Origin of the sequence: Brevundimonas olei (assembly GCF_037055245.1) — a bacterium.
Lineage (GTDB): Bacteria > Pseudomonadota > Alphaproteobacteria > Caulobacterales > Caulobacteraceae > Brevundimonas > Brevundimonas olei.
Genome location: NZ_CP146369.1, coordinates 576441 through 601586, shown reverse-complemented (window position 1 = coordinate 601586; position 25146 = coordinate 576441). Strand labels below are relative to the sequence as shown.

At 69.0% G+C, this 25146-nt stretch carries 28 protein-coding genes and 1 tRNA gene; 16 read left to right on the top strand and 13 right to left on the bottom strand.

Annotated elements, in window-relative coordinates; all coding sequences use genetic code 11:
• Positions 1-14: 14 nt before the first annotated feature.
• From V8J38_RS02900 to V8J38_RS02890, 3 genes are read right to left on the bottom strand one after another with little or no spacing between them, the layout of a single operon-like run.
• Positions 15-605 carry a demethoxyubiquinone hydroxylase family protein gene (locus V8J38_RS02900; protein ID WP_312221022.1) on the bottom strand — a complete coding sequence of 197 codons (591 nt, stop codon included), beginning with the start codon at positions 603-605 and terminating at the stop codon, positions 15-17.
• A 12-nt stretch (positions 606-617) separates the two neighbouring features.
• A complete protein-coding gene (locus tag V8J38_RS02895) occupies positions 618-1157 on the bottom strand; it encodes a disulfide bond formation protein B (RefSeq protein WP_338577819.1) in 540 nt (179 codons plus the stop codon).
• Positions 1158-1212: 55 nt separating this feature from the next.
• Complete coding sequence (locus V8J38_RS02890) at positions 1213-1794, bottom strand: YqaA family protein (RefSeq protein WP_338577818.1); 582 nt, start codon at positions 1792-1794, stop codon at positions 1213-1215.
• A 224-nt stretch (positions 1795-2018) separates the two neighbouring features.
• On the opposite strand from V8J38_RS02890, the gene hppD reads away from it, so the two are divergent.
• The 7 genes from hppD (at position 2019) to V8J38_RS02855 (ending at position 6500) form a co-directional block, all read left to right on the top strand.
• Positions 2019-3104, top strand: a complete 1086-nt coding sequence (hppD, locus tag V8J38_RS02885) for a 4-hydroxyphenylpyruvate dioxygenase (protein WP_338577817.1) — start codon at positions 2019-2021, stop codon at positions 3102-3104.
• Entirely contained in the window at positions 3105-3290 is a 186-nt protein-coding gene (locus tag V8J38_RS02880; RefSeq protein WP_125900454.1) for a hypothetical protein, read from the top strand.
• A gap of 104 nt (positions 3291-3394) precedes the next feature.
• The gene (locus V8J38_RS02875) at positions 3395-4495 is read left to right on the top strand and encodes an isoaspartyl peptidase/L-asparaginase (protein ID WP_338577816.1); all 1101 of its coding nucleotides are present in this window, start codon (positions 3395-3397) and stop codon (positions 4493-4495) included.
• Positions 4492-4965 (top strand): isoprenylcysteine carboxylmethyltransferase family protein, encoded by a 474-nt coding sequence (locus V8J38_RS02870; RefSeq protein WP_338577815.1) that lies wholly within the window; start codon positions 4492-4494, stop codon positions 4963-4965. Before V8J38_RS02875 ends, V8J38_RS02870 begins: the two co-directional genes overlap by 4 nt.
• Positions 4956-5243, top strand: coding sequence for a hypothetical protein (locus V8J38_RS02865; RefSeq protein ID WP_338577814.1), 288 nt, complete (start codon positions 4956-4958; stop codon positions 5241-5243). The genes V8J38_RS02870 and V8J38_RS02865 overlap by 10 nt, the downstream gene beginning before the upstream one ends.
• 75 nt (positions 5244-5318) lie before the next feature.
• Positions 5319-6326, top strand: coding sequence for a fumarylacetoacetate hydrolase family protein (locus V8J38_RS02860; RefSeq protein ID WP_338577813.1), 1008 nt, complete (start codon positions 5319-5321; stop codon positions 6324-6326).
• A gap of 89 nt (positions 6327-6415) precedes the next feature.
• Positions 6416-6500, top strand: a tRNA-Leu gene (locus tag V8J38_RS02855).
• Between the two features lie 25 nt (positions 6501-6525).
• On the opposite strand, the gene V8J38_RS02850 is transcribed toward V8J38_RS02855, so the two are convergent.
• Positions 6526-6750, bottom strand: coding sequence for a hypothetical protein (locus V8J38_RS02850; RefSeq protein ID WP_338577812.1), 225 nt, complete (start codon positions 6748-6750; stop codon positions 6526-6528).
• 145 nt (positions 6751-6895) lie between these two features.
• Between V8J38_RS02850 and V8J38_RS02845 the strand changes: the two genes are divergently transcribed.
• From V8J38_RS02845 to V8J38_RS02815, 7 genes are all read left to right on the top strand, one after another.
• Positions 6896-7456, top strand: a complete 561-nt coding sequence (locus tag V8J38_RS02845) for a TetR/AcrR family transcriptional regulator (RefSeq protein WP_338577811.1) — start codon at positions 6896-6898, stop codon at positions 7454-7456.
• A complete protein-coding gene (locus tag V8J38_RS02840) occupies positions 7453-9153 on the top strand; it encodes an MFS transporter (RefSeq protein ID WP_312219513.1) in 1701 nt (566 codons plus the stop codon). Before V8J38_RS02845 ends, V8J38_RS02840 begins: the two co-directional genes overlap by 4 nt.
• A gap of 13 nt (positions 9154-9166) precedes the next feature.
• Complete coding sequence (locus tag V8J38_RS02835; RefSeq protein ID WP_338577810.1) at positions 9167-10288, top strand: HlyD family secretion protein; 1122 nt, start codon at positions 9167-9169, stop codon at positions 10286-10288.
• 157 nt (positions 10289-10445) lie between these two features.
• Positions 10446-11705 carry a multidrug effflux MFS transporter gene (locus tag V8J38_RS02830; protein ID WP_291778739.1) on the top strand — a complete coding sequence of 420 codons (1260 nt, stop codon included), beginning with the start codon at positions 10446-10448 and terminating at the stop codon, positions 11703-11705.
• Positions 11706-11756: 51 nt separating this feature from the next.
• Entirely contained in the window at positions 11757-13721 is a 1965-nt protein-coding gene (locus V8J38_RS02825; RefSeq protein WP_338577809.1) for a M1 family metallopeptidase, read from the top strand.
• Positions 13722-13951: 230 nt separating this feature from the next.
• On the top strand, positions 13952-15619 hold the full coding sequence (locus tag V8J38_RS02820) for an amidohydrolase (protein ID WP_338577808.1): 1668 nt from the start codon (positions 13952-13954) through the stop codon (positions 15617-15619).
• A 130-nt stretch (positions 15620-15749) separates the two neighbouring features.
• Positions 15750-16721: a complex I NDUFA9 subunit family protein gene (locus V8J38_RS02815; protein ID WP_338577807.1), complete on the top strand. Its 972-nt coding sequence runs from the start codon at positions 15750-15752 to the stop codon at positions 16719-16721.
• A 155-nt stretch (positions 16722-16876) separates the two neighbouring features.
• On the opposite strand, the gene V8J38_RS02810 is transcribed toward V8J38_RS02815, so the two are convergent.
• Positions 16877-17683, bottom strand: a complete 807-nt coding sequence (locus V8J38_RS02810) for an undecaprenyl-diphosphate phosphatase (protein WP_338577806.1) — start codon at positions 17681-17683, stop codon at positions 16877-16879.
• A gap of 127 nt (positions 17684-17810) precedes the next feature.
• On the opposite strand from V8J38_RS02810, the gene V8J38_RS02805 reads away from it, so the two are divergent.
• Complete coding sequence (locus V8J38_RS02805) at positions 17811-18791, top strand: cation diffusion facilitator family transporter (protein WP_338577805.1); 981 nt, start codon at positions 17811-17813, stop codon at positions 18789-18791.
• Positions 18792-19042: 251 nt separating this feature from the next.
• Here the strand turns inward: V8J38_RS02805 and V8J38_RS02800 are convergent, their stop codons facing one another.
• The gene (locus V8J38_RS02800; protein ID WP_338577804.1) at positions 19043-19357 is read right to left on the bottom strand and encodes a hypothetical protein; all 315 of its coding nucleotides are present in this window, start codon (positions 19355-19357) and stop codon (positions 19043-19045) included.
• Positions 19358-19853: 496 nt separating this feature from the next.
• Between V8J38_RS02800 and V8J38_RS02795 the strand changes: the two genes are divergently transcribed.
• The gene (locus V8J38_RS02795) at positions 19854-20402 is read left to right on the top strand and encodes a hypothetical protein (protein WP_338577803.1); all 549 of its coding nucleotides are present in this window, start codon (positions 19854-19856) and stop codon (positions 20400-20402) included.
• A 4-nt stretch (positions 20403-20406) separates the two neighbouring features.
• On the opposite strand, the gene V8J38_RS02790 is transcribed toward V8J38_RS02795, so the two are convergent.
• From V8J38_RS02790 to V8J38_RS02760, 7 genes are read right to left on the bottom strand one after another with little or no spacing between them, the layout of a single operon-like run.
• Entirely contained in the window at positions 20407-20685 is a 279-nt protein-coding gene (locus V8J38_RS02790) for a hypothetical protein (protein ID WP_338577802.1), read from the bottom strand.
• Positions 20642-21136: a hypothetical protein gene (locus V8J38_RS02785; protein ID WP_338577801.1), complete on the bottom strand. Its 495-nt coding sequence runs from the start codon at positions 21134-21136 to the stop codon at positions 20642-20644. The genes V8J38_RS02790 and V8J38_RS02785 overlap by 44 nt, the downstream gene beginning before the upstream one ends.
• Position 21137: 1 nt before the next feature.
• Positions 21138-21497 (bottom strand): Gp49 family protein, encoded by a 360-nt coding sequence (locus V8J38_RS02780; protein WP_338577800.1) that lies wholly within the window; start codon positions 21495-21497, stop codon positions 21138-21140.
• A 60-nt stretch (positions 21498-21557) separates the two neighbouring features.
• On the bottom strand, positions 21558-21941 hold the full coding sequence (locus V8J38_RS02775) for a M15 family metallopeptidase (protein ID WP_338577799.1): 384 nt from the start codon (positions 21939-21941) through the stop codon (positions 21558-21560).
• Positions 21941-22354, bottom strand: coding sequence for a hypothetical protein (locus V8J38_RS02770; protein ID WP_338577798.1), 414 nt, complete (start codon positions 22352-22354; stop codon positions 21941-21943). The genes V8J38_RS02775 and V8J38_RS02770 overlap by 1 nt, the downstream gene beginning before the upstream one ends.
• Positions 22354-22731, bottom strand: a complete 378-nt coding sequence (locus tag V8J38_RS02765) for a hypothetical protein (RefSeq protein ID WP_338577797.1) — start codon at positions 22729-22731, stop codon at positions 22354-22356. Before V8J38_RS02765 ends, V8J38_RS02770 begins: the two co-directional genes overlap by 1 nt.
• A 9-nt stretch (positions 22732-22740) precedes the next feature.
• Positions 22741-25104, bottom strand: a complete 2364-nt coding sequence (locus tag V8J38_RS02760; RefSeq protein WP_338577796.1) for a hypothetical protein — start codon at positions 25102-25104, stop codon at positions 22741-22743.
• Positions 25105-25146 lie beyond the last annotated feature (42 nt).

Genomic DNA, 25146 nt, shown 5'->3' with positions numbered 1-25146 from the left:
AAGGGGAGAAGGCCTTAGATCCGTTCGCTGATCTTGATGGCGGCCTTACAGCCGACCTTGATGACGCTGCTGAGCAGGCGGTAGGCAGGGGCCTCGCGGCTGCCGTGCTCGATGGCGTGGTCGTGGTGGGCCAGTTCCTCTTCGCGGAACTTCGTCAGTTCGGCGGCCAGGTCGGGATCGCGGTCGCGGATCTCCTCGATCTGGTCGGCGTAGTGTTTCTCGATGACGCTCTCGACCGCCTCGGTGCAGGCGTGGGCCGCCTTTTCCGAGATCAGGGCCGTGCCGGCGCCGAGCGCCGTGGCCGCCAGCTTCCACAGCGGGATCATGGCCGTGGGGCGCACCCGGTTCTCGTTCAGCAGCGTCTCGAACCGGGCGAGATGGACGGCCTCGTGCCCCTCCATTTCGGTCAGGTCGGCGGCGATGGCGTCCTTGCCCTTGCGGCCTTCCAGCACGGCGCGCTGGGCGCGGTAGATGTGGACGGCCGCGAATTCACCCGCGTGGTCGACGCGCAGCATCTCGGCCAGGCGGGCCTTGTCCTGCCCCACGCCGGGGCGAGCCAGGGGAATGCGGCGGGCGGCGGAAACGGTTGCGGCGGCTTCGGTCATGACGCTTCGATCCTAGCTCCTCGGCGCGCGGGCGTCCTTGGGACGTTTCGCCGCCAGCAGGCTGAAGATAGCCAGCGCCAGGGAGATCACAAAGTTCCAGCCCGCCATCGACAGGCCCGCAAAGCTCCACGGAATATCGCCGCAGGAGACGAAACCCGCGCTTCCGCCCGTGCCGTCGACCAGGGCCGTCAGCGCCGACAGGTCGATGGTGGTGCTGGGCGCGGCCATGCAGGTGGCCGGCAGGGCCCACCACTTCAGCTCGCCCCCGGCGTGATAGCCCGCCGTGATCGCCCCGGTCAGGAAGACCGCCGCCAGCAGGAAGGAGGCGATGCGCGGCGTGCCCCGGCTGGCCCGGCTGAACAGGGCCCAGAAGGTGGCCGCTCCGGCGATGGCGACGGCGGCCCAGTAGACCTCGCGCTGCTTCAGGCACAGGTTGCAGGGCGCCATGCCGCCGAACCGCTCGAACGCATGGGCCGCACCCAGCATGGCCAGGGCGGCGGCCAGGGCGAAGGCCGTCCACCAGCGGGTCAGCAATTTGTAGATCGCGCTCATATGCGCCTCACAGGAACCAGGCGCCTCTCATAAACCGGGCCGAGACCGGCGTCGATCAGTGTCCGATCAGCTTGACCATAAAGAAGGCGCCGATCAGCAGGACCAAGAACAGGACGGTGAACAGGGCCAGCCGCTTCTCGACGATCGCCAGCATGGGCGGCCCCCAGCGCTTGAGCACGAAGGCCACCAGGAAGAAACGAGCGCCGCGCGTCACGACGCACAGGGCGATGAACAGCGCCAGATTGAACTGGAAGATGCCCGAGGCGATGGTGATCAGCTTGAAGGGGATGGGGGTCAGCCCCTTGATCAGGATGACCCAGGCGCCGTGCTGCTGGAACAGGGCCTTGGACGCCTCGAACGCATCAGCCTTGCCCAGCCAGGCCAGCATCTGCAGGCCGACCGGCTCCAGGAAATAGCCGATGGCGTAGCCCGCTATCCCGCCCAGCACCGAAGCGACGGTGCAGACCATGGCGTAGAAATAGGCGCGCTCCGGCTTGGCCAGCACCATGGGCGCCAGCATGACGTCGGGCGGAATCGGAAAGAAGGAGCTTTCGGCGAAGGACACCACGGCCAGCGATCGGGTCGCGTGACGATGGCGGGCCAGGGAAAAGACCCAGTCATAGAGCTTGCGAAGCATTCAGGCGTCCCGGTCGAGGCCCCCCGCCTCTCGTCTCCCGCCCGATAGCAGGCCGCATCGGCGGGGGCGAGAGGCGAAGGGCGGCTGCGACACTGGAACGTGCGCCGTTTCACTCCAGAGCCGCCTTGCGCGCCATGCCGCCCCGCCAGTAGGTTCCGCCCCAATCAGCGGCCGCGCCATGACGGCCCCGGCCGCGCCAAACCATAAGAGAGAGGAGACGCGTCATGCAGGACGCCGCCAAACTCGACCAGGAAAACCCCCTCGGCGTCGACGGCTTCGAGTTCGTCGAATTCACCGGCCCCGAGCCCGACGCGATGATTTCACGTCTGGAGCTGATGGGCTTCACCCCGACCCATGTGAATCCCGCCAACGACGTGGTCCGCCTGAAACAGGGCGACATCACCATGCTGGTTCACCGCAAACCGGCCGGACAGGCGGCGGACTTCGCCAGGGATCACGGCCCCTCGGCCAACGGCATGGCCTTCCGCGTCGCCGACGCCAAGGCGGCTTACGATGGCGCGCTGGCGCGCGGCGCCCGCCCCGCCGAGGGCGTGCACGGCGGGGCGTTGGCGAACGACTACCCCTATGTGCTGCAGGGCATCGGCGGCAGCCTGCTCTATGTCATCGACCAGTACGGCGAGACCGGCTCCCTCTATGACGCCTGGGACGAGATCGAGGGCTGGGAGGAGGCCGAGCGCAGGAACAGCGTCGGTCTGGAGATTCTGGATCACCTGACCCACAACGTCCGTCGCGGCGAGATGCGCACATGGTCGGGCTTCTACAACTCGGTGTTCAACTTCGAGGAACAGAAGTATTTCGACATCAAGGGCAAGGCGACGGGCCTGTTCTCCCAGGCGATGATCGCGCCCGACCGCGCCATCCGCATCCCGCTGAATGAAAGCCAGGACGAGAATTCCCAGATCGAGGAGTTCATCCGTCGCTACAACGGCGAAGGCATCCAGCACATCGCCCTGACCACCGAGAACATCTTCGAGACGGTCGAGGCGATGCGCGAGCGCGGCGTCGACTTCCAGGACACCATCGAGACCTATTTCGAACTGATCGACAAACGCCTGCCGGGCCATGGCGAGGACGTGGAGCGGATGCGCAAGAACCGCATCCTGATCGACGGTTCGGACGAGGACGGCCTGCTGCTGCAGATCTTCACCCAGGACACCTTCGGTCCGATCTTCTTCGAGATCATCCAGCGCAAGGGCAATGAGGGCTTCGGCAACGGCAACTTCCAGGCCCTGTTCGATTCGATCGAGCTGGACCAGATCCGTCGCGGCGTCATCAAGGTCGACGCCTGAATGCGGTTCCGACCGCCGCACTGGCTGCCCTGGCTCGGCCCGCTTCTGGCGGCCGGGGCCGGAGCGCTCGCGGGCGAGTACTGGCTGGGAGGCGGGTTCTGGATGGTCCTGGCCGCCGCCCTCGTCTGCGGCTTCGCCCCCATCCTAGCCCACCGCCTGTGGCGACGCCTGCATCATAGACGCTAGACTTCAGCGACGAGGCGGGCGCCGTCAGGCGCCGCCCTCCGTCCGCTATCGCCGCCGATCCGCCTCCCGGCAAAGGGGAGGAAAAGAACAATGGGGAGCTTGAAATGAAATCCATCGCCTTCGCCGCCGCTGCGGCCGCCGCCCTGCTGGCCGCGCCAGCCCTTGCTCAGATTCCGGGGGCTCAAGACGCGCCGCAGTGGTCGCTGGCCATCCACGGCGGCGCCGGCGTGATCGAACGCGCCCAGCTGAGCCCCGAGCGCGACGCCGCCTATCGCGCCGGACTGCAGGCCGCGCTGGACGCCGGTTCGGCCGTGCTGGCGCGCGGCGGGTCGTCGCTGGACGCCGTCCAGGCTGCGGTCGAGGTGATGGAGGAGAACCCCCTGTTCAACGCCGGGCGCGGCGCCGTCTTCACCTCGGCGGGCAAGAACGAGTTGGACGCCGCCGTGATGAACGGCCCGGACCTGACCGCCGGGGCCGTGGCCGGCCTGACCCGCACCCGCCATCCGATCGCCGCCGCCCGCGCCGTGATGGAGAAGTCGCCCCACGTCATGATGATCGGCGAGGGCGCCGAGACCTTCGCCCGTTCCGTCGGCCTGGAGGAGGTGGCGCCCGCCTTCTTCTTCACCGAGAGCCGCTGGCAGGCCCTGGTCAAGGCCCTGACCGATCGGGGCGAGACCGTGCCGCCGCGCCCCGAGGGCGCCCCGGCCGAACCGGCCCGCCTGGGGCCGGCCGCGCCCCTGGCCTTCAACCTCATTGAAGCCCCGCTGGACGAGCGCAAGTTCGGCACCGTCGGCGCCGTGGCCGTGGACAGCCAGGGACGGCTGGCGGCGGCCACCTCGACCGGCGGCATGACCGCCAAGCGCTGGGGCCGGGTCGGCGACGTGCCGATCATCGGCGCCGGGACCTACGCTTCCAACGCCGACGGCTGCGCCGTCTCGGCGACAGGCTCGGGCGAGTATTTCATCCGCGCCACCGTGGCGCGCGACATCTGCCGCCGCACGGCCGAGGGCGCGACCGTCCAGGCCGCCGCCGACGCCGAGATCGCCGAGGTCGGAAGCATCGGCGGTGACGGCGGCGTCATCGTCATGGGCAAGGACGGCGTCCACGCCTTCTCGATGAACACCTCGGGCATGTATCGCGGCGCCGTCTCCTCGACCTCGCCCGCCCGCGTCGCCATCTACGGCGACGAAGAGGGCGCGCGTTGAGCGCCAAGAGCGACCATGCGGGGGTCCTCGCGCCCCCGCCGCTGATCTACCTGGCCTTCCTGCTGGTCGGGTTCGGGATCGGCCGCCTGATCGGCGAGCCGTCCCTGGGCCTGGCGATCGAATGGCGGCGCGGCCTGGCCTTCGTTCTGGTGATCGGCGGCCTGCTGCTGGACGGGATCGCGGCCGGGACCTTCCGTCGCCTCGGCACCCCGCCCGAGCCGTGGAAGCCGACGACGGCGCTGGCGACCGGCGGGCTCTATCGCTTCAGCCGCAACCCGATCTACCTGGGCTTCGGCCTGACCTACATCGGCTTCGCCGTGGCCATGGACAGCCCGATCGCCCTGGCCATGCTGCCGCCCTGCCTGATCGTGATCGACCGCTTCGTCATCGCCCGCGAGGAGCGGTATCTGTCGGCGCGTTTCGGCGCCGAATACGAGGCCTATAAAGGGAGGGTGCGCCGATGGCTGTGAACCCCGAGACGCCCCCGCCCCACGCCGACGAACTGTCGGAGATGGCGATCGAGGAGCTGGACGCCGCCTGCGGCCTGCGCTGGAACGAGATGAAGGCCGTCACGCCCTGGGGCGACGCCTATGAGGGCATGGCCCCGTCCGGCCGCACGGTCGAGATCGAGCGCCGCTACCTGTGGGCGCACGAGCCCGCGGGCGCCGTCATCGTCGAGGTCGAGGTGCGCGACCCGGCTCAGCGCACCGGCGCCGAAGCGCGGGCCGTGATCACCCCTCCCGAATAATTCCCCTCTGCAACGGCGCCGGCGCCGTCATCTCCCCGCTTTCCAAGCGCCTCGGCCGAGACTAGCCTCCTCTCCATGAAACTCGCCTCGCTCAAGCACGGCCGTGACGGCCGTCTCGTCATCGTCTCGAACGACCTGAACTGGTTCACGGACGCCTTCCTGATCGCGCCGACGCTGCAGGCGGCGCTGGACGACTGGGAGCGCTGCGAGCCCCAGCTGCGCGCCCTGGCCGAAAGCCTGGAGCACGAAGCCGTGCCGCGCGGCCGCTTCCGCGAGCATGAGGCAGCCGCCCCCCTGCCCCGCGCCTACCAATGGGCCGACGGCTCGGCCTATGTGAACCACGTCGAACTAGTGCGTAAGGCGCGCGGCGCCGAGATGCCCGAAAGCTTCTGGACCGATCCGCTGATGTATCAGGGCGGCTCCGACGGCTTCCTATCGCCGCGCGACGCCATCCCGCTGAAGGACGAGGCCTGGGGCTGCGACCTGGAGGCCGAGATCGTGGTCGTCACCGGCGACGTGCCCCTGGGCGCGACGCGCGACGAGGCCCTGGCGGCGATCCGCCTGGTCGGCCTGGTCAACGACGTCTCGCTTCGCAACCTGATCCCGGCTGAACTGTCCAAGGGCTTCGGCTTCGTCCAGTCCAAGCCGGCCAGCGCACTGTCGCCGGTCTTCGTCACGCCGGACGCGCTCGGCGATCGCTGGCAGGACGGCAAGCTGTCGGGCGCCCTGCTGGTTCAGGTCAACGGCCAGGACTTCGGCCGCGCCGACGCCGGCGTCGACATGACCTTCGACTTCGGGACCCTGATCGCCCACCTGGCCAAGACCCGCGCCCTAGGCGCCGGAACCGTCATCGGCTCAGGCACGGTGTCGAACAAGGACGCCGACGGCGGCCCCGGCAAGCCGGTGTCCGAGGGCGGACTGGGCTACAGCTGCATCGCCGAGATCCGCACGGTCGAGACCATCCAGACCGGCGCGGCCAGGACTCCCTTCCTCAAGCACGGCGACAGCGTCCGCATCGAAATGCTGGACGAAAAGAACCACAGCCTGTTCGGCGCCATCGAACAGACGGTGGAGCCGGTCTAAGCGGCTCGATAAAAACTGGCGGCGGCTGCGCTTCATCGATTGACGCGACCTCAGCCGCCGCTAGATTGCGCCGCCTTGAGCCTAGCCGTGCCGGTGTGGTGGAATTGGTAGACGCGCCGGACTCAAAATCCGGTTCCGCAAGGAGTGTCGGTTCGAGTCCGACCACCGGCACCAGCTGACTTTCAAGCCCCCTTGAGGATCAGAGCGACGCTTTCCCCGGCGTCCCCCGTCCAGGCAGACGACCGGTCGGCGGGATGGCGGACGTCTCGACGGACATCGGCGCGGCGCCGACCAGGGCGCCTCGCTCGGCGCAGAACGGATTCATCTGCCGCTCCCAGCCGCCGTTGAGCGAGCAGGAATAGCAACCCGACAGCATCACGCAGGCGCCGATGACTGACAGAGCCTTCCAGGTGCGAGCCGACATCATCGTCCTCCATGGCCTTCCGTGCGACGTGTAGCATGGCGACCCCGCCTCGACAGGCCGTCGCGGCGCAGCTTGCGGGCGACTTGCGCATTGAAAGGGGCGAGGCCCCTTGATTAACCGGACACAAGTGTCCACTTAGCGCGCCATGACCCGTCCGTTGCGACAAGACGCCGCAGAACGTCGCGAGAAGCTGCTTCTGGCGGCGGAGACCGCCTTTGCGCGCGACGGGCTGGACGCGCCGCTGCATCTGATCGCCGAGCAGGCAGGGGTCGGCCGGGCGACCCTGTATCGAAACTTCGCCGACCGCTCCGAGCTCGCCCTGGCGGTCTTCCTGAAGCAGATCGACGACCTGGCGCGGCGCACCCGCGCCCAGTTGGACGATCCGGACGTCTTCGTCTGGTTTCTGGAGCAGATGACCCGGCTGATGCTGGACAGCGCGGGCCTGTCCAGCGCGATCCGCGATCTGAAGGACGAGGCCCTGGCGCCCATCCGTCAGGGACTGAAAGCCGCCGGAGCCGAGGCCCTGGCCGTGTCCCAGGCAGCGGGGCGGGTGCGGCCGGACCTGACGGTCGAGGATATCCGCGTCCTGGCCCTGATGCTGGGCGCTCCGTCGCGGACGGCCCCGGCGAAGGCGCGCGAAGCGCTCAGCCTGCGGTCCCTGGCCCTGGTGCTGGACGCGGTGCGGCCGCGCGGCGAGGCCGCATGAGCCGCCGTCACTGGGACCTGCCGTGGGAGGAATTCCTCGCCACCCTGAAGCCGCACGAGCGGCCGGTCCTGCCCGGTTCGCCCGCGACGCCGGATCATACGACGCCCTGGCGGCTGGCCTACGCCTTCGTCGGGGTGCTGGTGGCCCTGACCGGAAGTCTGGGCAACGCCGCCGTGACGGCCGACCTGCCGCAACTGGCCGGGGCGCTGGGCGTGACCACGACGGAGGCGGCATGGCTGCCCGTGGTCTTCGTCATGACCAACGCCTGCATGAACCTGCTGCTGGTCAAGTTCCGGATGCAGTACGGCCTGCGCCTGTTCACCGAGATCATCCTGGTCGTCTTCCTGGCCACGGCGGCGGCGCATCTGTTTCTGGAAGACTACGGCTCCACGCTGATTGTGCGCGGCGTGGCCGGGATGGCGGCGGCGGGGATGTCGACCCTGGGCATCCTCTACATCATCCAGGCCTTTCCGGCGCAGCACCGGCTGAAAGGCATCATCATCGGCGTCGGCCTGTCCAGCCTGGCCATTCCCCTGGCGCGGCTGGGCGTCATGCGTCTGCTGGACCTGGATCAGTGGCGGGCCTTCTACATGTTCGAGCTGGGGCTGGTGCTGGTCGCCCTGCCCGCCGTCTTCGCCCTGAGGATGCCGCCGTCGCAGCGGGTGCGCGTGTTCGAGAAACTGGACTTCGTCACCTTCGCCCTGTTCGCGCCGGGCGTGGCCCTGCTGACGGCCGTGCTGGGTCTGGGCCGCATCGTCTGGTGGACGGAGGCGGCGTGGATCGGCTGGGCCCTGGCCGGGGCGATCGTGCTGCTGACCGCCGCCGTCCTGATCGAATACAACCGGACCAACCCGCTGATCGACCTCAAGTGGCTGGCGGGCCGCGACCTGGTGCGGCTGCTGCTGGCGATCCTGCTGGTGCGGATCGTCCTGTCGGAACAGACCACCGGCGCGGTCGGCTTCCTGCAACAGATGGGGCTGGTGCCGCAGCAGATGCAGGGCCTGTTCGTGGTCATGCTGATCGCCACGGCGGCGGGGACCCTGGTCAGCGCCTTCACCCTCAACCCGATGAAGCTGTGGAAGCCGATCTCGATCGCTCTGGTCATGATCGCCGTCGGCGCCTTCATCGACAGCCACGCCACCGTGCTGACGCGCCCGACCCAGCTCTATTTCAGCCAGGCCCTGCTGGCCTTCGCCGCCGCCTTCTTCATCGGCCCGACCATGATCCTGGGCTTCGGCAAGGTGCTGCAGGGCGGGGGCAAGAACATGGTCAGCTTCATCGTCCTGTTCTCCATCGGCCAGAACGTCGGCGGACTGATGGGCTCGGCCCTGGTCGGCACCATCCAGACCCTGCGCGAGAAGTTCCACTCCAGCCAGTTGTCCGAGAGCATCAGTCTGGGCGATCCCGAGACCGTGCTGCGCCTGCAGCAGTTGGGCGGCGCCTACGCCCATGTGATCGGCGACGCAGCCCAGCGTCAGGGCGCGGCCCTGCGCCTGCTGCAACAGCAGGTCAGCCAGCAGGCCCAGGTGCTGGCCTACAACGACGTCTTCCTGCTGATCTCGGGGGCCGCCGCGATCGGCGCCGCCTGGGTCGCCCTGAACCACTATCGGCCCAAGCTGGAGGCGCGCCGCGCCGCACGCCAGGCCCAGACGCAAGCCTCCGACGCCGCCGCCTCCGTCGCGACGGCCGTCGATTGAACCGGACAAGACCATGACCGACGCCGCCCCCTCGCCGTCCGCTCCAGCCGCGCCCCCTGCGCCCCCTCCGTCTGGGCCGACCCCTGCCGCGCCGCCGCCGTCCAGCGGCCGCCGCGTGATGTGGAGCGTGGCCCTGATCGCCATGGCCGTGGTGGGGATCAGCCTGATCCTGCACGCCTGGCGCCTGCCGCCTTTCTCGGGCGGGCCGCAGACCACGGACAACGCCTATGTGCGCGGTCAGGTGACCATCATCAGTCCGCAGGTCAGCGGCTATGTGACCTCGGTCGAGGTGCAGGATTTCCAGACGGTGAAGCAGGGTCAGCTGCTGGCCACGATCGACGACCGGATCTATCGCCAGCGGCTGGAGCAGGCGCAGGCCTCGCTGCATTCGGCCGAGGCGGCGCTGGCCAACTCGGCCCAGAGCCAGGCTTCGGCCCGCGGATCGGTCGCCCAGACGCGCGCCGCCATCGCCGCCGCCCAGTCGGCCGCAGCCAAGGCCCGCGCCGATGCGACGCGGGTTGGCGCCCTGTTCGAGGGCGGCTGGGTCGCCCAGGCCCAGGTCGACACAGCCCAGAACGCCCTGCGCGCCGCCGAAGCCCAACTGGCCGAAGCCCACGCCGCCGAGGACGTGGCCCAGACCGGCGTCACCTCGGCCGTGGTCAATCGAGGCTCGCTGGAGGCCGCCGTCGAGAACGCCCGCGCCCAGGTGCGCCTGGCGCAGATCGATCTGGACAATACCCGCATCGAGGCTCCGCGCGACGGCCGCCTGGGCGAGGTGACGGTGCGTCAGGGCCAGCAGGCGGCGGTCGGCACGCAGTTCATGGCGCTGGTCCCCGACGTGGTCTGGGTCACGGCCAATATGAAGGAGACGCAGATGCGCGACGTGCGCGTCGGCCAGCCGGTCGAGATCACCGTCGACGCCCTGGGCGGACGCGTCCTGACCGGCAAGGTCGAGCGCATCTCGCCCGCAACCGGCTCCGAGTTCAGCGTCATCCGCCCCGACAACGCCACGGGCAACTTCACCAAGGTGGCCCAGCGCATCCCCGTCCGCATCGCCGTCGATCCGGGCCAGGAGGGCGCCGAGCGGCTGGCGCCGGGCATGTCGGTGACGGCGCGGATCAAGGTGAAGGGCTGAAGGCGCCGCCCGCTCTTCCCGACTTCGGCCCGGATGAGCGGGTGACAGGAACGAACAGCCCCGAATCCGCAGCCCGCCGCCTGACTTATTGTTGCGGTGCGCAAATCTTCACCTTTGCAGGGTTGCGTCAGCCTGTCGCAGGCCGCATCTGGAGCCGATGACCAGCGCCCCCTCCTCCGCGATCAAGGCTCCGCCCAAGGGGCCGGGCTTCGCCGAATTCGTCTGCCTGATCGCCGTGATGATGGCGCTGAACGCCCTGGCGATCGACGCCATGCTGCCGGCCCTGCCCTACATCGGCGAGGATCTGGGCGTAGCCAATGAGAACAGCCGTCAGTGGGTCATCACCGCCTATCTGCTGGGCTTCGGCGTGGCGCAGCTGTTCTACGGCCCGCTGTCGGACCGTTATGGACGCCGGCCTGTGCTGTTCACGGGCATCGCCGTCTATGTCGTCTTCAGCGTTCTGGCCGCCTTCGCCCACACCTTCGACATGCTGATCCTGTCGCGGATCGGCATGGGGATCGGGGCGGCGGCGACGCGGGTGCTGGCCGTCTCGATCGTGCGCGACCGCTATGCCGGGCGGACGATGGCGCGGGTCATGTCGCTGAGCTTCCTGGTCTTCCTGGGCGTGCCCATCCTGGCGCCCGCCGTGGGCCAGACGATCATGCTGGTCGCGCCCTGGCCGTGGATCTTCGGCGTCTTCGCCCTGTCGGGCGGCGCCTTCCTGATCTGGGCGGGCCTGCGCCTGCCCGAGACCCTGCACCCCGAAGACCGGATGCCGATCGACATGGTCCGCATCGCCGGGGCTTTCCGCTTCGCCCTCAGCAACAGGATCGGCATGGGCTACGCCCTGGCCATGACCGTTATCAGCGGGGCGCTGTTCGGCTTCATCAACTCCTCGCAGCAGATATTCTTCGACGTGTTCAAGGCGCCGGGCCTGTTCCCCGTCGTCTTCGCCCTGGTGGCTGCGGGCATCGCCGTGGCTTCCGTCCTCAACGCGCGCCTGGTCGAGAAGCTGGGTTCGCGCCTGATCGCCCACACGGCCCTGTTCGGCTTCATCGGCTTCAGCGCCCTGCACGCCCTGATCGCCTGGACCGGACACGACAGCCTGTGGGTGTTCGCGGCCCTGCAGGCCTGTAAGATGTTCTGCTTCGGCTTCATCGCCGGCAATTTCGGCGCCATGGCCATGGAGCCGATGGGCCATATCGCGGGCACGGCCTCCTCGGCCCAGGGCTTCATCTCCTCGATCGGCGGGGCCCTGCTGGGCTTCGCCATCGGTCAGCAGTTCGACGGCACCACCGTGCCGATGACCGTGGGCTTCGTCCTGCTGGGCGTCGCGGCGTTGGCGCTGGTTCTGGCGGCCGAGAAGGGGCGGCTGTTCAAGGCCCATCACCTGCCGCCGACCGCAGCAAAGGCTTGATCTTTCGGGCGCAAGGGAGCCTTTTCGGGCGCATCTGATACGGAGCGTTCGATGACCCTGAAGCTGGTCGGGCGGGTTTCCGCCCTCGCTATAGCCGCCGCCCTCGCCACGTCCCTGGGCGCCTGCGCCACGACCGGAGACACGACGCCGATGTCGCCCCTGGTCCCGGCCGCGTCGGCCCAGGCGACGGCTTACGTCAACGACCCGCACTCCTGGGCCCGGCCCACCGAGGCGCGGGTGACGCACGTCGATCTGGACCTGGCCGCCGACTTCGCGGCCAAGACCCTGACGGGCACGGCGACGCTGGACGTGACCGGCCGCCCCGGCGCGACCGAGGTGGTGCTGGACGCCAAGATGCTGGACATCAAGAGCGTGACCGACGCTGAAGGCCGCCCGCTGGACTGGAGCCTGGGCGCCGCCGACCCGATCAAGGGCCAGCCCTTGAGCGTCCGCGTCCCGGCCTTCCAGAGCGGCGAGACGCAGAAGATCGTCGTCGCCTACGCCACCCGCCCCGACGCCTCGGCCCTGCAGTGGCTGAGCCCGCAGCAGACGGCGGGCGGCCAGAAGCCCTATCTGTTCAGCCAGGGCCAGGCGATCCTGACCCGCACCTGGATCCCGACCCAGGACAGCCCCGGCATCCGCCAGACCTACAGCGCCCGCATCACCGCCCCCGCCGACCTGACCGTCGTCATGTCGGCCGAGCAGCTGACCCCGCAGGGCGAGGCGGCCGGCGCCGGAACCAAGGCCTGGCGCTTCAAGCTGGATCAACCCATCCCGCCCTATCTGATCGCCATCGGCGCGGGCGACCTCGCCTTCGCCCCCTTCGACGAACGCACCGGGGTGTGGACCGAGCCGAGCCGGTTGAAGGCCGCCCAATGGGAGCTGGAGCCGACCGCCCAGATGGTCGATGCGGCCGAGGCGCTCTACGGCCCCTATCGCTGGGGCCGCTATGATCTGCTGGTGCTGCCGCCCAGCTTCCCCTTCGGCGGGATGGAGAACCCGCGCCTGACCTTCGCCACGCCCACCATCATCGCCGGGGACCGGTCGCTGGTGTCGCTGGTGGCGCACGAACTGGCCCACTCCTGGTCCGGCAACCTGGTGACCAACGCCACCTGGGCCGACATCTGGTTGAACGAGGGCACGACCACCTATTTCGAGAACCGCATCATGGAGGCGCTCTACGGCCGCGAGCGCGCCCTGCAGGAACAGGCCCTGGCCTGGAACGATCTGGTCGCCGAGATCGCCGTCACCGATCCGGGCGACACCCGCCTGCATCTGGACCTGACCGGACGCGACCCCGACGACGGCCTGTCGGGCATCCCCTATGACAAGGGCGCCGCCTTCCTGCGCACCATCGAACGCATCGTCGGGCGCGAGACGTTCGACGCCTGGCTGCGCGGCTATTTCGACCGCCACGCCTTCCAGCCGATGACCGACGTCGGCTTCCTGAAGGACATCCGCGAACATCTGATCAAGGGTGACGCCGCGCTGGAGGCGGAGCTGCAACTGGAGAACTGGATCTATCAGCCGGGCCTGCCGTCCAACGCCCAGGCGCCGGTGTCGCACGCCTTCGAAGCCGTGGATGCGGCCGCCGAGGCCTTCTACGTCGCCAAGGGCCCCGCCTCGGCTGCGCCGTGGAAGGACTGGAACACCCAGCAGCGCCTGCGCTTCCTGTCGTGGCGGCCGCAAGGCCTGGCGGCGGGCGCCGACTGGCTGACCCCGGCGCAGCTGGCCGATCTGGAAAGCACGTTGAAGCTGGACAGCGAAGGCAACGCCGAACTGACCTTCGCCTGGCTGCAGGCGGCCCTGGCCAACCGCTACGAGCCCGCGGTGGCCACGGCCGAGCGCTTCCTGACCAGCCAGGGCCGACGCAAATTCGTCCTGCCGCTGTTCCAGACCCTGTGGGCCGAAGGCGACTGGGGCCGCCCCATCGCCACGCGCATCTACGCCGAGGCGCGACCGCTGTATCACCCGGTCACCTCGAACTCCGTCGATCAGGTGGTGGGGCGGCCGTAGTCGCCCCTCCGCTTTCGTCATCCTCCGGCGAAGCGCAGCGGAGACCGGGGGACCCAGCGGCGCCGAAGGCGATCTTGCTGCAAGCGCCGCGGCGGCGTCTTTCGCGCTCACGCGCGCTGGGTCCCCCGATCAGCGCCGCTTCGCGGCTTGTCGGAGGATGACGGAGGGAGAGGAGCAAGCTTGACGCCAGGCGCGGCTGAGGCTCCCCTGCGCCGCGACTGGAGGCGCTGATGATCCGAACCGTGAAGACGACCCTGCCGCTGGCGGCCGCGCTGATGCTGGCGGCCGCACCTGCGGCCTACGCCCAGAACCTGTTGATCCGGGGCGGGACCATCCATACCGGCGTCGAGGCTCAGCCCACCGCCGAGGTCGTGGTCGTGCGCGACGGACGCATCGCCTATGTCGGGGCGGCGGACGCGGCGCCGTCGGCCGAGGGGCTGGAGGTCGTGGACCTGAAGGGGGCGACCCTCTTCCCCGGCTTCACCGACGGGCACGCCCATCTGGACGGCATCGGCTGGCGCGAGATGACTCTGAACCTGGAAGGTTCGGCCTCGGTCGCCGAAGCCATGGCGAGACTCAGCGCCTGGGCCGAGGCCCACCCCGAGGGCGTCATCGTCGGGCGCGGCTGGATCGAGACTCACTGGCCCGAGAAGCGCTTCCTGACCGCCGCCGACCTGGACGCCGCCGCGCCGGGACGGGTGGTGGTGCTGAGCCGAGCCGACGGCCATGCGCGGGCGGCGTCCAGCGCCGCCCTGACGGCGGCCGGGATCGATGCGACGACGCCGACCCCCTCGGGCGGCGAGATTCTCAAAAACGCGGAGGGCCAGCCGACCGGCCTGCTGGTCGACGGGGCCATGGCTCTGCTCGAAGGCCTGGCCCCCGAGGCGGATGCGGCGGCGACGCGCGAGGCCTATCGCGCCGGGTTCGGCGTCTACGCCCGCTACGGCTGGACCGGCGTCCATTTCATGAGCGCGCCGTGGAAGGACGTGCCCCTGCTGGAGGCGATGGCCGAGGCGGGCGAGGCGCCCTTGCGGGTCTACAACAGCATCGACATGGGCGACGCCCGCGCCCTGATGGCGGGCGGGCCGCGCGACGCGGGCGACGGGCGCATCATCACCCGGGCGATCAAATTCTACGCCGACGGCGCCCTCGGCTCGCGCGGGGCCAAGCTGTTCGAGCCCTATTCAGACCGGCCCGAAACGTCCGGCCTGATGCTGGCCTCGCGCGAAGAGGTCATGCCCCTGTATCAGGAGGCGCTGCGCACCGGCGTCCAGATCGCCACCCACGCCATCGGCGACCAGGGCAACCACGACGTCGCCGCCTGGTATGAAGAGGCGCTGCGTTCCGTGCCCAAGTCCGAGTGGAAGCTGGCCGATCCGCGCTGGCGCATCGAGCACGCCCAGATCATCCGGCCGCGCGACTATCACTATTTCGACGAACTGCCGATCATCGCCTCCATGCAGCCCAGCCACGCCATCGGCGACCTGCATTTCGCCGCCGACCGTCTGGGCGACGCTCGGCTGGACGGCGCCTACGCCTGGCATACGCTGGTGGATCGCGGGGTGATCGTGGTCGGCGGTTCGGACGCGCCGGTCGAGCGCGGCGACCCGCTGATCGAGTTCTACGCCGCCGTGGCGCGCCGCGACCTGAACGGCTTCCAGGGGCCGGACTGGCGGCCGGACGAGGCGGTGGACCGGGCGACGGCGCTGAAGATGTTCACCCTGTGGCCCGCCTACGCCAGCTTCCGCGAGAATGAGCTGGGCACGATCGAGGTGGGCAAGCGCGGCGACTTCACCGCCTTCGACATCGACCTGATGACCGTCCCCGCCGCCGTCATTCCCAAGGGCCAGGCCGTGCTGACGGTGGTCGACGGGCGGATCGTGCATCAGGCCGACTGAGAGGCGGACGGATCAGACGGAATCCCGCCCCTTCTCGTTGCGGGCGGGGGCCGCTTCGGTTAAGCCCCGCGCATAGGATTTCGTCTCCGGCCGTCGGTTGCGGCCGGGGCTTGGCGTTGGAGCGTCTGAGATGGCTGATTTCGCCCCCGGTCTGGTCACCGTGTTCGGAGGCTCGGGCTTTATCGGAACCCAGGTGGTGCGCGCCCTGGCCCGTCGCGGCTGGCGCGTGCGCGTCGCCGCGCGCAACGCCAAGAGCGCGCCCATGCTGCACATGGCCGGCGACGTCGGCCAGGTTCAGGTCGTGCGCTGCGACATCACCGACAAGGCTGCGGTGGCCGAGGCCGTGCGCGGCGCCGACGCCGTGATCAACCTGGTCGGCATCCTGTTCGAGACCGGCGGGCGCAAGTTCCAGACCCTGCACGTCGAGGGCGCGACCAATGTCGCCGAGGCGGCCAGGGCGGCGGGAGCCGAGCGTCTGACCCACATCTCGGCCCTGGGCGCCGACGCGCACGGCAAGGCCGACTACGCCCGCACCAAGGGCGAGGCCGAGGCCGCCGTGCGCGCCGCCTTCCCCGGCGCCGTGGTCGTGCGCCCGTCGATCGTCTTCGGCTCGGGCGACCAGTTCCTGAACCGCTTCGCCGCCATGGCGACCTGGTCGCCGGTCCTGCCGCTGATCGGCGGCGGCCAGACGAAGTTCCAGCCGGTCTATGTCGCCGACGCCGCCGAGGCGATCGCCCGCGCGACCGTCGCCTCCGAGGCCCAAGGCGAGACCTATGAGCTGGGCGGCCCGTCGGTCTGGACCTTCGAGGACATCCTGAAGTTCATCCTGCGCGAGACCAACCGCCGCAACATCCTACTGCCCCTGCCCTTCCCGGTCGCGCGTCTGATCGGCTCCCTGGCCCAGATCCCGGCCATGATCGGCCTGCGTCCGGCCCTGACCAGGGATCAGGTCGTGCTGCTGGAGACGGACAATGTCGTGACGCCGGGCGCCAAGGGCCTGGCCGATCTGGGAGTCGAACCCTCTGGCCTGGAAGCCATCGCGCCGGCCTATCTGTGGCGCTACCGCAACGGCGGCCAGTACGCCGAGAGCCCCGCCGCCTGATCCGCCTGGCTTCGGCGCGTCTTCCTGACTCCGTCATTCTCGGGCTTGACCCGAGGATCGAGTGAAGACGCGCGCTCTCGGCTTCATGCGCCCTGCCGATGGTCAGCCCGATCCTCGGGTCAAGCCCGAGGATGACGGCTTAGGGGGCATCGTTTCTACAGCGCGCCCGTCACGCCCAGGCCGATGATGCCGACGACGCCGACCACGATCCTCCACCAGGCGAAGGGGCCGAAGCCGCGCTTGGACACGAAGTCGAGCAGGAAGCGCACCACGGCCAGGGCCGAGATGAAGGCGGCGATGAAGCCGATGGCGATCAGGCCGACGTCGCTGAAGTCCAGCACGTTGCGGTTCTTGAACAGGTCGTAGGCCACCGCCGCCCCCATGGTCGGCAGGGCCAGGAAGAAGCTGAACTCGGCGGCCGACCGCTTGTCCGTGCCCAGCAGCAAGCCGCCGGCGATGGTGGCGCCCGAACGCGAGACGCCGGGAATCATGGCCAGGCACTGGAACAGGCCGATCAGGAAATAGACTCGGAACGGATAACGGTCCGCATCCAGATAGGTCGGAATCTTGTTCATCCGGTCCAGCCACAGCAGCAGCACCCCGCCGACGATCAGGGCGATGCAGATCACCAGCGGCGTCTCGAACAGCACCGTCTTGATGAAGCCATAGGCCAGGAAGCCGATCACCACGGCGGGAAGGAAGGCGACCAGCAGGCCGATCAGGAAGCGCCGCGCCTCCGGATCGAAGGGCCAGCGCGTCGCCAGCGTCCACAGCCGCTTGAAATAGACGCTGATGATGGCCAGCAGAGCGCCCAGCTGGATGACGATCTCGAACGTCTTGCCGGTGCTTTCAAAACCGAGGAAATGCCCCAGCAGCAGCAGGTGACCGGTGGAGGACACCGGAATGAACTCGGTCAATCCCTCAACCAGACCCAGAAGGATCGCCGTCAGCCAGTCCGCCATGAATGCTCCGCTCGGTCTCTTTGTCGGGCGCGCCGCAGCCTGCGGCCTCCCGTCCGCCTCTCCTTAGCGCCCCGCCTCCGCCGCCGCCATTGGCGCGGGCGCTGTTTTGGGCGACAAGGGCGAGGAAATGTCCGCCTCTCCTCTCGACGCCGCCCATGAGACCACCCGCCGGATCACCACCTTGTCGGTGGCGACGGCGGTCCTGCTGATCGTCATGAAGGCCTTCGCCCTGGGGGCGTCCGGCTCGGTCTCCATCCTGGCCAGCCTGGCGGATTCGGCCCTGGACCTGGTGGCGTCGCTGGCGACCTTCTTCGCCGTGCGCTGGGCCGCCGCCCCGCCCGACGACGAGCATCGCTACGGCCACGGCAAGGCCGAAGGCCTGGCCTCGCTGGTGCAGTCGGGCATGGTGCTGGCCTCCGGCGTCTTCATCGGCTGGGAAGCGACTCAGCGCATCTTCGATCCGCGCCCGGTGACCGCCGGCGGCTGGGCCGTCGGGGTGGTCGTCCTGTCCATCGCCGTCACGGCGGGCCTGGTGTGGATGCAGACCCAGGCGATGAAGAAGACCGGCTCCCTGGCCGTGGCGGGCGACCGCGCCCACTACGCCGCCGACCTGGCCGCCAATGTGGTGGTGCTGATCGGGGTGATCTCGGGCGCCTTCCTCAAGGCGCCGGGACTGGACGCGGCGGCCGGTCTGGTGGTCGCCGTCTGGCTGGCCTGGGGCGCGGTCAGCCTGCTGAAGGACGCCGCCGGCCATCTGCTGGACCAGGCCGCCTCGGACGAGGATCGCGCCGCCATCGTCGCCGCCGTGACCGAGGACGCCCGCATCGCCAACGTCCACCAGCTTCGCACCCGCATGGCCGGCCAGGCCCTGATGGTGCAGATGCATGTCGACATGGACCCCGAGCTCAGCCTCAAGGCCGCGCACGACATCCTCCTGGACGCCGAGAAGCGGGTGCTGAAGGCCTTTCCCCACGCCGACATCCTGATCCACGCCGACCCGCGCGGAGCCGCCGAACCGCACGGCGGCGCCTTCGCCCCCGCCCGCCCGACGGCGTCGGAACCGGTCGCGCCGGACGCGCCCTCGTCGCGTATGGGCCCCTGGTCCTGAGCCTGCGACAATCGCGCGCGGTAAACGGAGCCATATAGAAACAGGCATCCGGCGCTATTGATTTCATTGGGTTAGCGCGGCCGACCTGTCCGACTTCGGTTAAAATATGGGCTTAAGTCGGAAGCTTTCGACCTCAGGTCAGACAGCACGACCTCCACCATCGGAAAAGAAAAGCGCCCCGGCGGCGCGGCCTCGCCGGGGCGCTCCCACGGCGCAGGATGCGGGAGGACGCCGCCCCGCGCCGCGATCGGTCAGGCGAAGGCGGCGGCGGAAGTCGTGACGTCGCCCGACTTCGGCGCGGCCGTGACGGTGAGGATGCGGAATGCGGCGCCGGTCGCGGCCACCACGTCGATGCGATCACCGACCTTCAGAAAGCCGCGCACGTCGTTGAAGTAGCCAGCGGCGACGACAGTCGCCACGGCGTCGGCTCCAGCCTCATAGTGCCACATCTGCTTGCTGCCGGACGCGCCGGCGACGCTGTTCAGGTTCGCGACCTTCGACAGCTGGGTTTTGTTGAGGGCCATGGGGGCGATCTCCATCTGAAGGACCGCCACCACGGCGATCATGAAGACAGCCTATGGCTGGGATCCAGCACGCAACGCCGCCAGATGTTCCCCTTGCGTTCTCGGCCTCTCGGGCGTATCGCGCGCTCATGGACCCGGCGCGCTGGACCCCCGAACGCCTGACCGCCCGCGACGTCGTCGTGCATCGGGACGTCACGCTGAGCTTCTACTGTTTGGGCTGTCACCTGAACGTGGAGTTCAACGTCTGGAAGGTCGGAGCCCGCCTAGCGGACACCCCGCTTCAGACCCTGCGTTTTCGCTGCTGCCGGTGCGGCGTCTATCCAGATGCCCTTGAGGTGAGCCGACGCAACAGCACGAGCGGCGAACACCTCCTGCAGATAGCGCTCAAGCCACGCTGCTGGGACGACGGCCATCGCGAGGAGCAAGCGAGGGCGCTGCGACGTGCTAGACTAACCGCGACGAGGCCCGTCGGTAAGAGCTAACCTACCGCCAAGCTGGCCTGCATGTCATTGTTCGATGGATGATTAGATTCGCCGACATGCTCAGTCTGGTCGCCGTTGCAGTTTTCTGCATTGCGATGGCGGCGATAGCGTCAGGACCATCCGGCGGCTTCATAGTGTTCCTGTCACACCCCGCGACCGCAGCTTGGGCGCAGGCGATCGGGGCCTTGGTGGCCGTTTGTGTTGCCTGGTTCATAGCTAGAGGTGAACACCGCGCTGCGGACCGGGCAGCTCAAGACCGAGTGGCGGCCGTCAAGGTGATCCTGCAGGAATGCGCGGCCGACATCGAGTTCCTCAGAAAGAGATCGGCCGCCGCAGGCTTCACTCCCCAGAACATCGCCGCGTCGCGGCTCATGATTGAAACTGCCGCGTCTACGCTCGACCAGATGTCGCTCATGGCAATGGGGCCCAATGAAGTCGTCGCCATCATGCGAGCCCGAAAAGTCATGCGGCGCGTCGTCCGGCACGTAGGTCTCGTCGAAACCTGCTTGGCCGAAAACAGGCCTTACGAAGCAATCAATTTTGAAGGCTTTGCCAGCAACATTCAGCGGATCCGATCAGTGCTGGAAGCTGCGACCCGGCGTTAACCACTCAGTCCGCCCCACACTCTCGCCCTGTATGCCAGGCGATCAGGCGGGCCAGCTGGCCCGCCACCTCGCCCCGGCTACGGGACAGACGCGTGATCGCCGACCGCCAGTCGGCCGGGATCAGCGCTTCGCCGGTTGAGGGCAACCCCAGAGGGACGGCCGGGCAGCGCAGCAGCTCCGCCGGCGGCGTCTCCTTGACCGTCCGCACCACCACGACCGGCTCCGCCTGGGGCGGCGCTTCAGCAGCCCGGTGCGCGCAGGCCGCCAAGGTCGTTGACAGCACAAGCCCAGCCAGCGCCCACCCGGTCATTTTCCACAGCCGCATCCGCAGCCTCCATTCTGGCCACGGCGTCGGCCGTGCGTTGCGACATGGCGGCCGCCAGGGCGGCGTCCGCTGCTTCCTTGCCCATGCGTTCGTCCAGGGCGGCGATCAGGGCGGCGGCGTCGCCCTTGGCCAGGTCGCCCTCAATCCGGCCCAGACGGCGCGCCTCGTTCAGACACGCCACGCCCCACTGCTCACGGCGCACGCCCTGCGGCCGGAACTCGCTGTTCAGCGCCAGGCATGTCCCGTCAGCGGCTGCGATCAGGCTGGCCCGGTCGGCGGCGGCCTGCGCCGCCGCGCTCTTGGCCGCCTGCCACTGGATATAGAAGGCCGCCGCCACCCCCGCGCAGACGACGACAGTCGCGACCTTCCGGTATTCCTTCAGGGCGACGAGGGCGGCGGCGATGCTCATGTCAGGCCGCCTCAGACAGGCGCTTGCGGAGGGCGAACCCTTCGAATGCCCACAGCTTGCGGATCGCCTGTTCACGGGCGAACTTGCGGCCAAGCTCAGCGTTGAAATTTTCGGGTGCCGCGCAGGCGCTTTCGCCAGTCACGGTAAAGCCCGACTTGGTGACCAAGACGCATAGCGTCAGGCAGGCCAACGCATTTTCCGACACTTCAGAATAAGCGTCGCCGTGCGAGGTCGTCACGGCCTCGTTAGCCCGGATATAGTGCTCGCTGGCGATGGAGCGTTCCAAGTCTTCCAGCGTCACTCGGGGGGCTATGGCGACCTTGGCAGCTTCGGCGTCAGAGACTTTCAGAGCATCGTCCATAGTGTCTTTCCTCAGACTGTGCCGGAAAGCGCCGGCTCGCATCCCGCCTTTCGGCAGCGATTACGGGTAGGCCTTTCGGTCCAGCTCGAAGTGCGGGCCGTCTTTCAGCGACTTCCAGTCGCCGCCCCAGATGATCGGTGTTCCGCGCTCCAGCGCCGCCTGCTTGAAAGCCTGAGCGATGCGCGGATAGAGAGGCCAGTCCCAACGGACCTCGCCCGCCACCATGGCCGCTACGTCTACGGCGTGGCCGGTCAGATGGCGGCTGTTCATGGTTCGGGTTGCCTTGGCGGCGAACAGTTCTTTCTGGCGCGTCACGGACCGCAGCCCCTCCGTGACCATGAAGTCGACGCCGGTGATCTGGATGGCGCGCTCGACGATAGCGACCAGATCGGGATGGACGCCGACCAGTCGCGCGCGCGAGCGTTTGCTCAGGTTGAAGGTCATCAGCCTTCTCCTTCGGTTTTCTGGGGGTGTTGGCCGGCGCCCGCCTTGGCGGCCCAGCCCTGCAACAGATGACGCCACACGGCGCCCGCGTCGCGGATCGCGCTGACGCCCGCCTCGATCGCCGCCTTCTGCCAGGCGTGCAGGCCCTCGAACGCCAGGAAGGCGATGAAGAAGCCCACCACGTCGGCCACGGCCTCGGGCCAGTGGAACAGCGCCGCCAGCGCCTTCGACCCGTAATGAAAGACGATCACGCCCACCGTCCACTGGACGAACCGCTGGCGCATCCCCAGGCCGGGCCGCATCATCTGGGCCACCGCTGCGCCCAGGATGCCGGGCAGGAAGGGCTCCAGCTTGCGCCAGACGCCCATGCCCGCCTCGATCACGGCGGCGACGGCGGGGCTGTGGTCGGCCATCAGGCGTCGCCGTCCAGCGGCGCAAACACGGGCGCGGGCGGGATGACGGCGGCGATGGCTGCGGCGAAGGCCGCATCGGCCTCGACCGTGATGATCAGGCCCTCGGGCTCCCGCACCATGATGGCCAGATGCCCCAGGGCGGCATAGGCCGCGATCAGGGCGTCCACCACGGTCTCGGCCAAGGGTCCGTCCGCCACATAGGCGTCCCGCGCCGCCTCTATGGCCGCCCGCGCGGCCGCCGTATTGGCAGGAACGTCGTCGTTCAGGTCAAGAAGGGGGTCGGCCACCACGGCGGTGCGCAGGCTCAGCGCTGCACAGGCCTCGGCCAGATGGAACCTGGCGATGACGGCGGCGGCGTTCAGGTCGAAATCTTGCATGGGGTCCTATCAGGGCGCGAAGACGCCCAGCTCCAGGTCGCCGGTCAGGGTGATGTCGAAGGTGCGCGGGCCGCCGTCCTCGTTGAGGATTTGCAGCATGTAGGTCGCGCCGTTGATCCAGATGTTGAACGTCTTGCGACCGTCGTTGACCGGCAGGGCCAGCGCCTTCAGGTTCGTCAGGCCGTCCGTCAGGGCCGTCGCCCCGGCGGCGATGGTGTCGCGGCAGTCGCTGCCTATGGCCTCGCGCACGAAGACCAGGCCGGACACCGAAGGGCTGGCCTTGACCACGGCGACGAAACGGTCGGCCGTATTGTGTCGGCTCGTCACCCGGATCTCGCCGCTGGTCCCGCCCAGGACCGCCTGCATCACCTGATCATCGGCGACCGTCACGGATCGCCCGCCGTCCACCGGGTTGACGTTGCGGGTCACGTATCGGCCGCCGTCGCGCAGCATGTCCGCGCGCGCCCACGTCGCCGTCGCGTCGCCGCTGGACGTGACGGGACCGACGACGTCGCCGCCCCTCACGCTGTCCAGCCCCAGGTTGTTTCGCAAGGTGGTGGCGAAGCTGGTCCCGCCGCTGTGGGCCACCACCCGCGACGCATCGGCCAGAATGCCGCGCTCGCCGTAGCCTGCCGTGCTGGGATAGACTAGGACGGCGTTCGACCCGATGCAGTTCAGCACGGCGGTCGACCCGCCCGTCATCACCGTCTGGGCGATATAGGCGCCCGATCCCTGGCCGACGCTGATCTGCTGGACGCGGGCGCCGCCCATGGTCGCGCGGATCACCCCGCTGAAACCGCCGCCCTGCATCCCGATCAGTTCGGACCCCGTGGGCCGGCTGTCCGCGCCCATACAGCCCCGGTTGATGTAGAAATCGCCCCCGCCGAAGGTCACGCGGATGCAGCGGTCGCCCGCTGCGCCCCAGACCTCATAGTCCAGGCTTTCCCAGCGCCCTGCGCCGCCCGCAATCTGGACGATGCAGCCTTCCGCCCCCGTGTCGCGTGCGCCGAAGCCCATCCATTTCGACTGCGCCACAGCCCCGTCCAGCAGGGTGAACATTCCCTCTTCGGCCGCACTGGTCCACGCGCCGATCAGGCAGGACTGGGGAACCAGCACCTTGCTTTCCACCAGGCCGCGCGACGTGCCGCCAATGGTGATGGTCGTGGGATCGACCGGGGTGACGCGGAAATGGCGGCGCGCGACGAAGCTCTTGCGATCCCCGCCGATTGAGCGGATGCGCCACGACCCGCCGAAGGCCACGGCGTCGTTGTTGCCGACGGGGTTCTGCAACCCGATCCAGTAATCCGGCGTCACATAGGCAGGCAGGGCCGAGGCCAGGCCGAACGTCACCTCTCGCTCGCTAACCGATGGAACGACAGGCGCCGAACTGATGCTGGTCAGGTCGATGAAGGACGGCGCACCCGCCGCTTCCAGATACAGGCGGCGCTGTTCACGACCGCGCAGGAAACGGTTCGCCCCGACGTCGATCAGGCCCTGCGGCATCTTCACGCCGACGCTGCCGTAACCGCCGCCGGGCGCCCGGCCGGTCCAATTGAAGGCGTTGGTTAACACCGCCGCCCGCGCGTCGGCGTCCGCCGCCGCCGCCAGGTCCGGGCCGACGTCGATCATGACGTCCGTGTCGACTTCTTTCAGATAGGGCAGATTGGCGGCATAGGCCGCCTGGGCCGCCACGGCCGGGTTGTTGGCGAACTGCGCCGCCGTGACCATCATCGGCACGCCCATCACCGCCGCCGCGCCCGCCGTCGACGCCGCCGCGATCACCGCCGCCATGGCGGCGGACACGGGCGAGCCGTTGACCGGCGCAGCCTTCGGCACGATCTTCCCGCCCTCGACGCCGATGAAGGGCGCATCCGCCAGATCGGTCGGCCACGTGGGTTCGTCCACTGCGACGACATTCCCGGCGCCGTCGAAACGCGCTGTCTTGCCCGCGCGCGCCGCCGCACGCGGCAGGGTGATGCCCGCTTCCCCGACCGGCGCAACGAGTGCGCGCCCCAGATCACGCCGCTGCTCCTGCAGCTGGGCTTGCGCCTCTGTCGCGTCGCCCTCCAGCGTATCTGTGCGAACCGCGCCGTTACGCGCGTGCGCGCGTCCCCGTGCTGGAGGCAGTTCCGAAAAGACGAACAGGCGATCCCCGGCCTGAGACGGCGCGGCCAGACGACAGACGAAGCCCCCAGCGGTCAGATTGAGAGCCGAGATATCAGGCGCCTTCAGGATGACGGTCACGCCGTTCCGCTCGCGGCTAACGCGCAGCCCCTCCGCCTTGATCAGCGGAAAGTCGGCCGGAAAATCCACCTGCCCGGCTGCGGCTAGGAAGGGACCGGCGATGCGATCATTTTCGGGCAATGTGGCCATGACCCGCATGATGCGGGCGGCCAACGCCGCGCAACGCGGTCA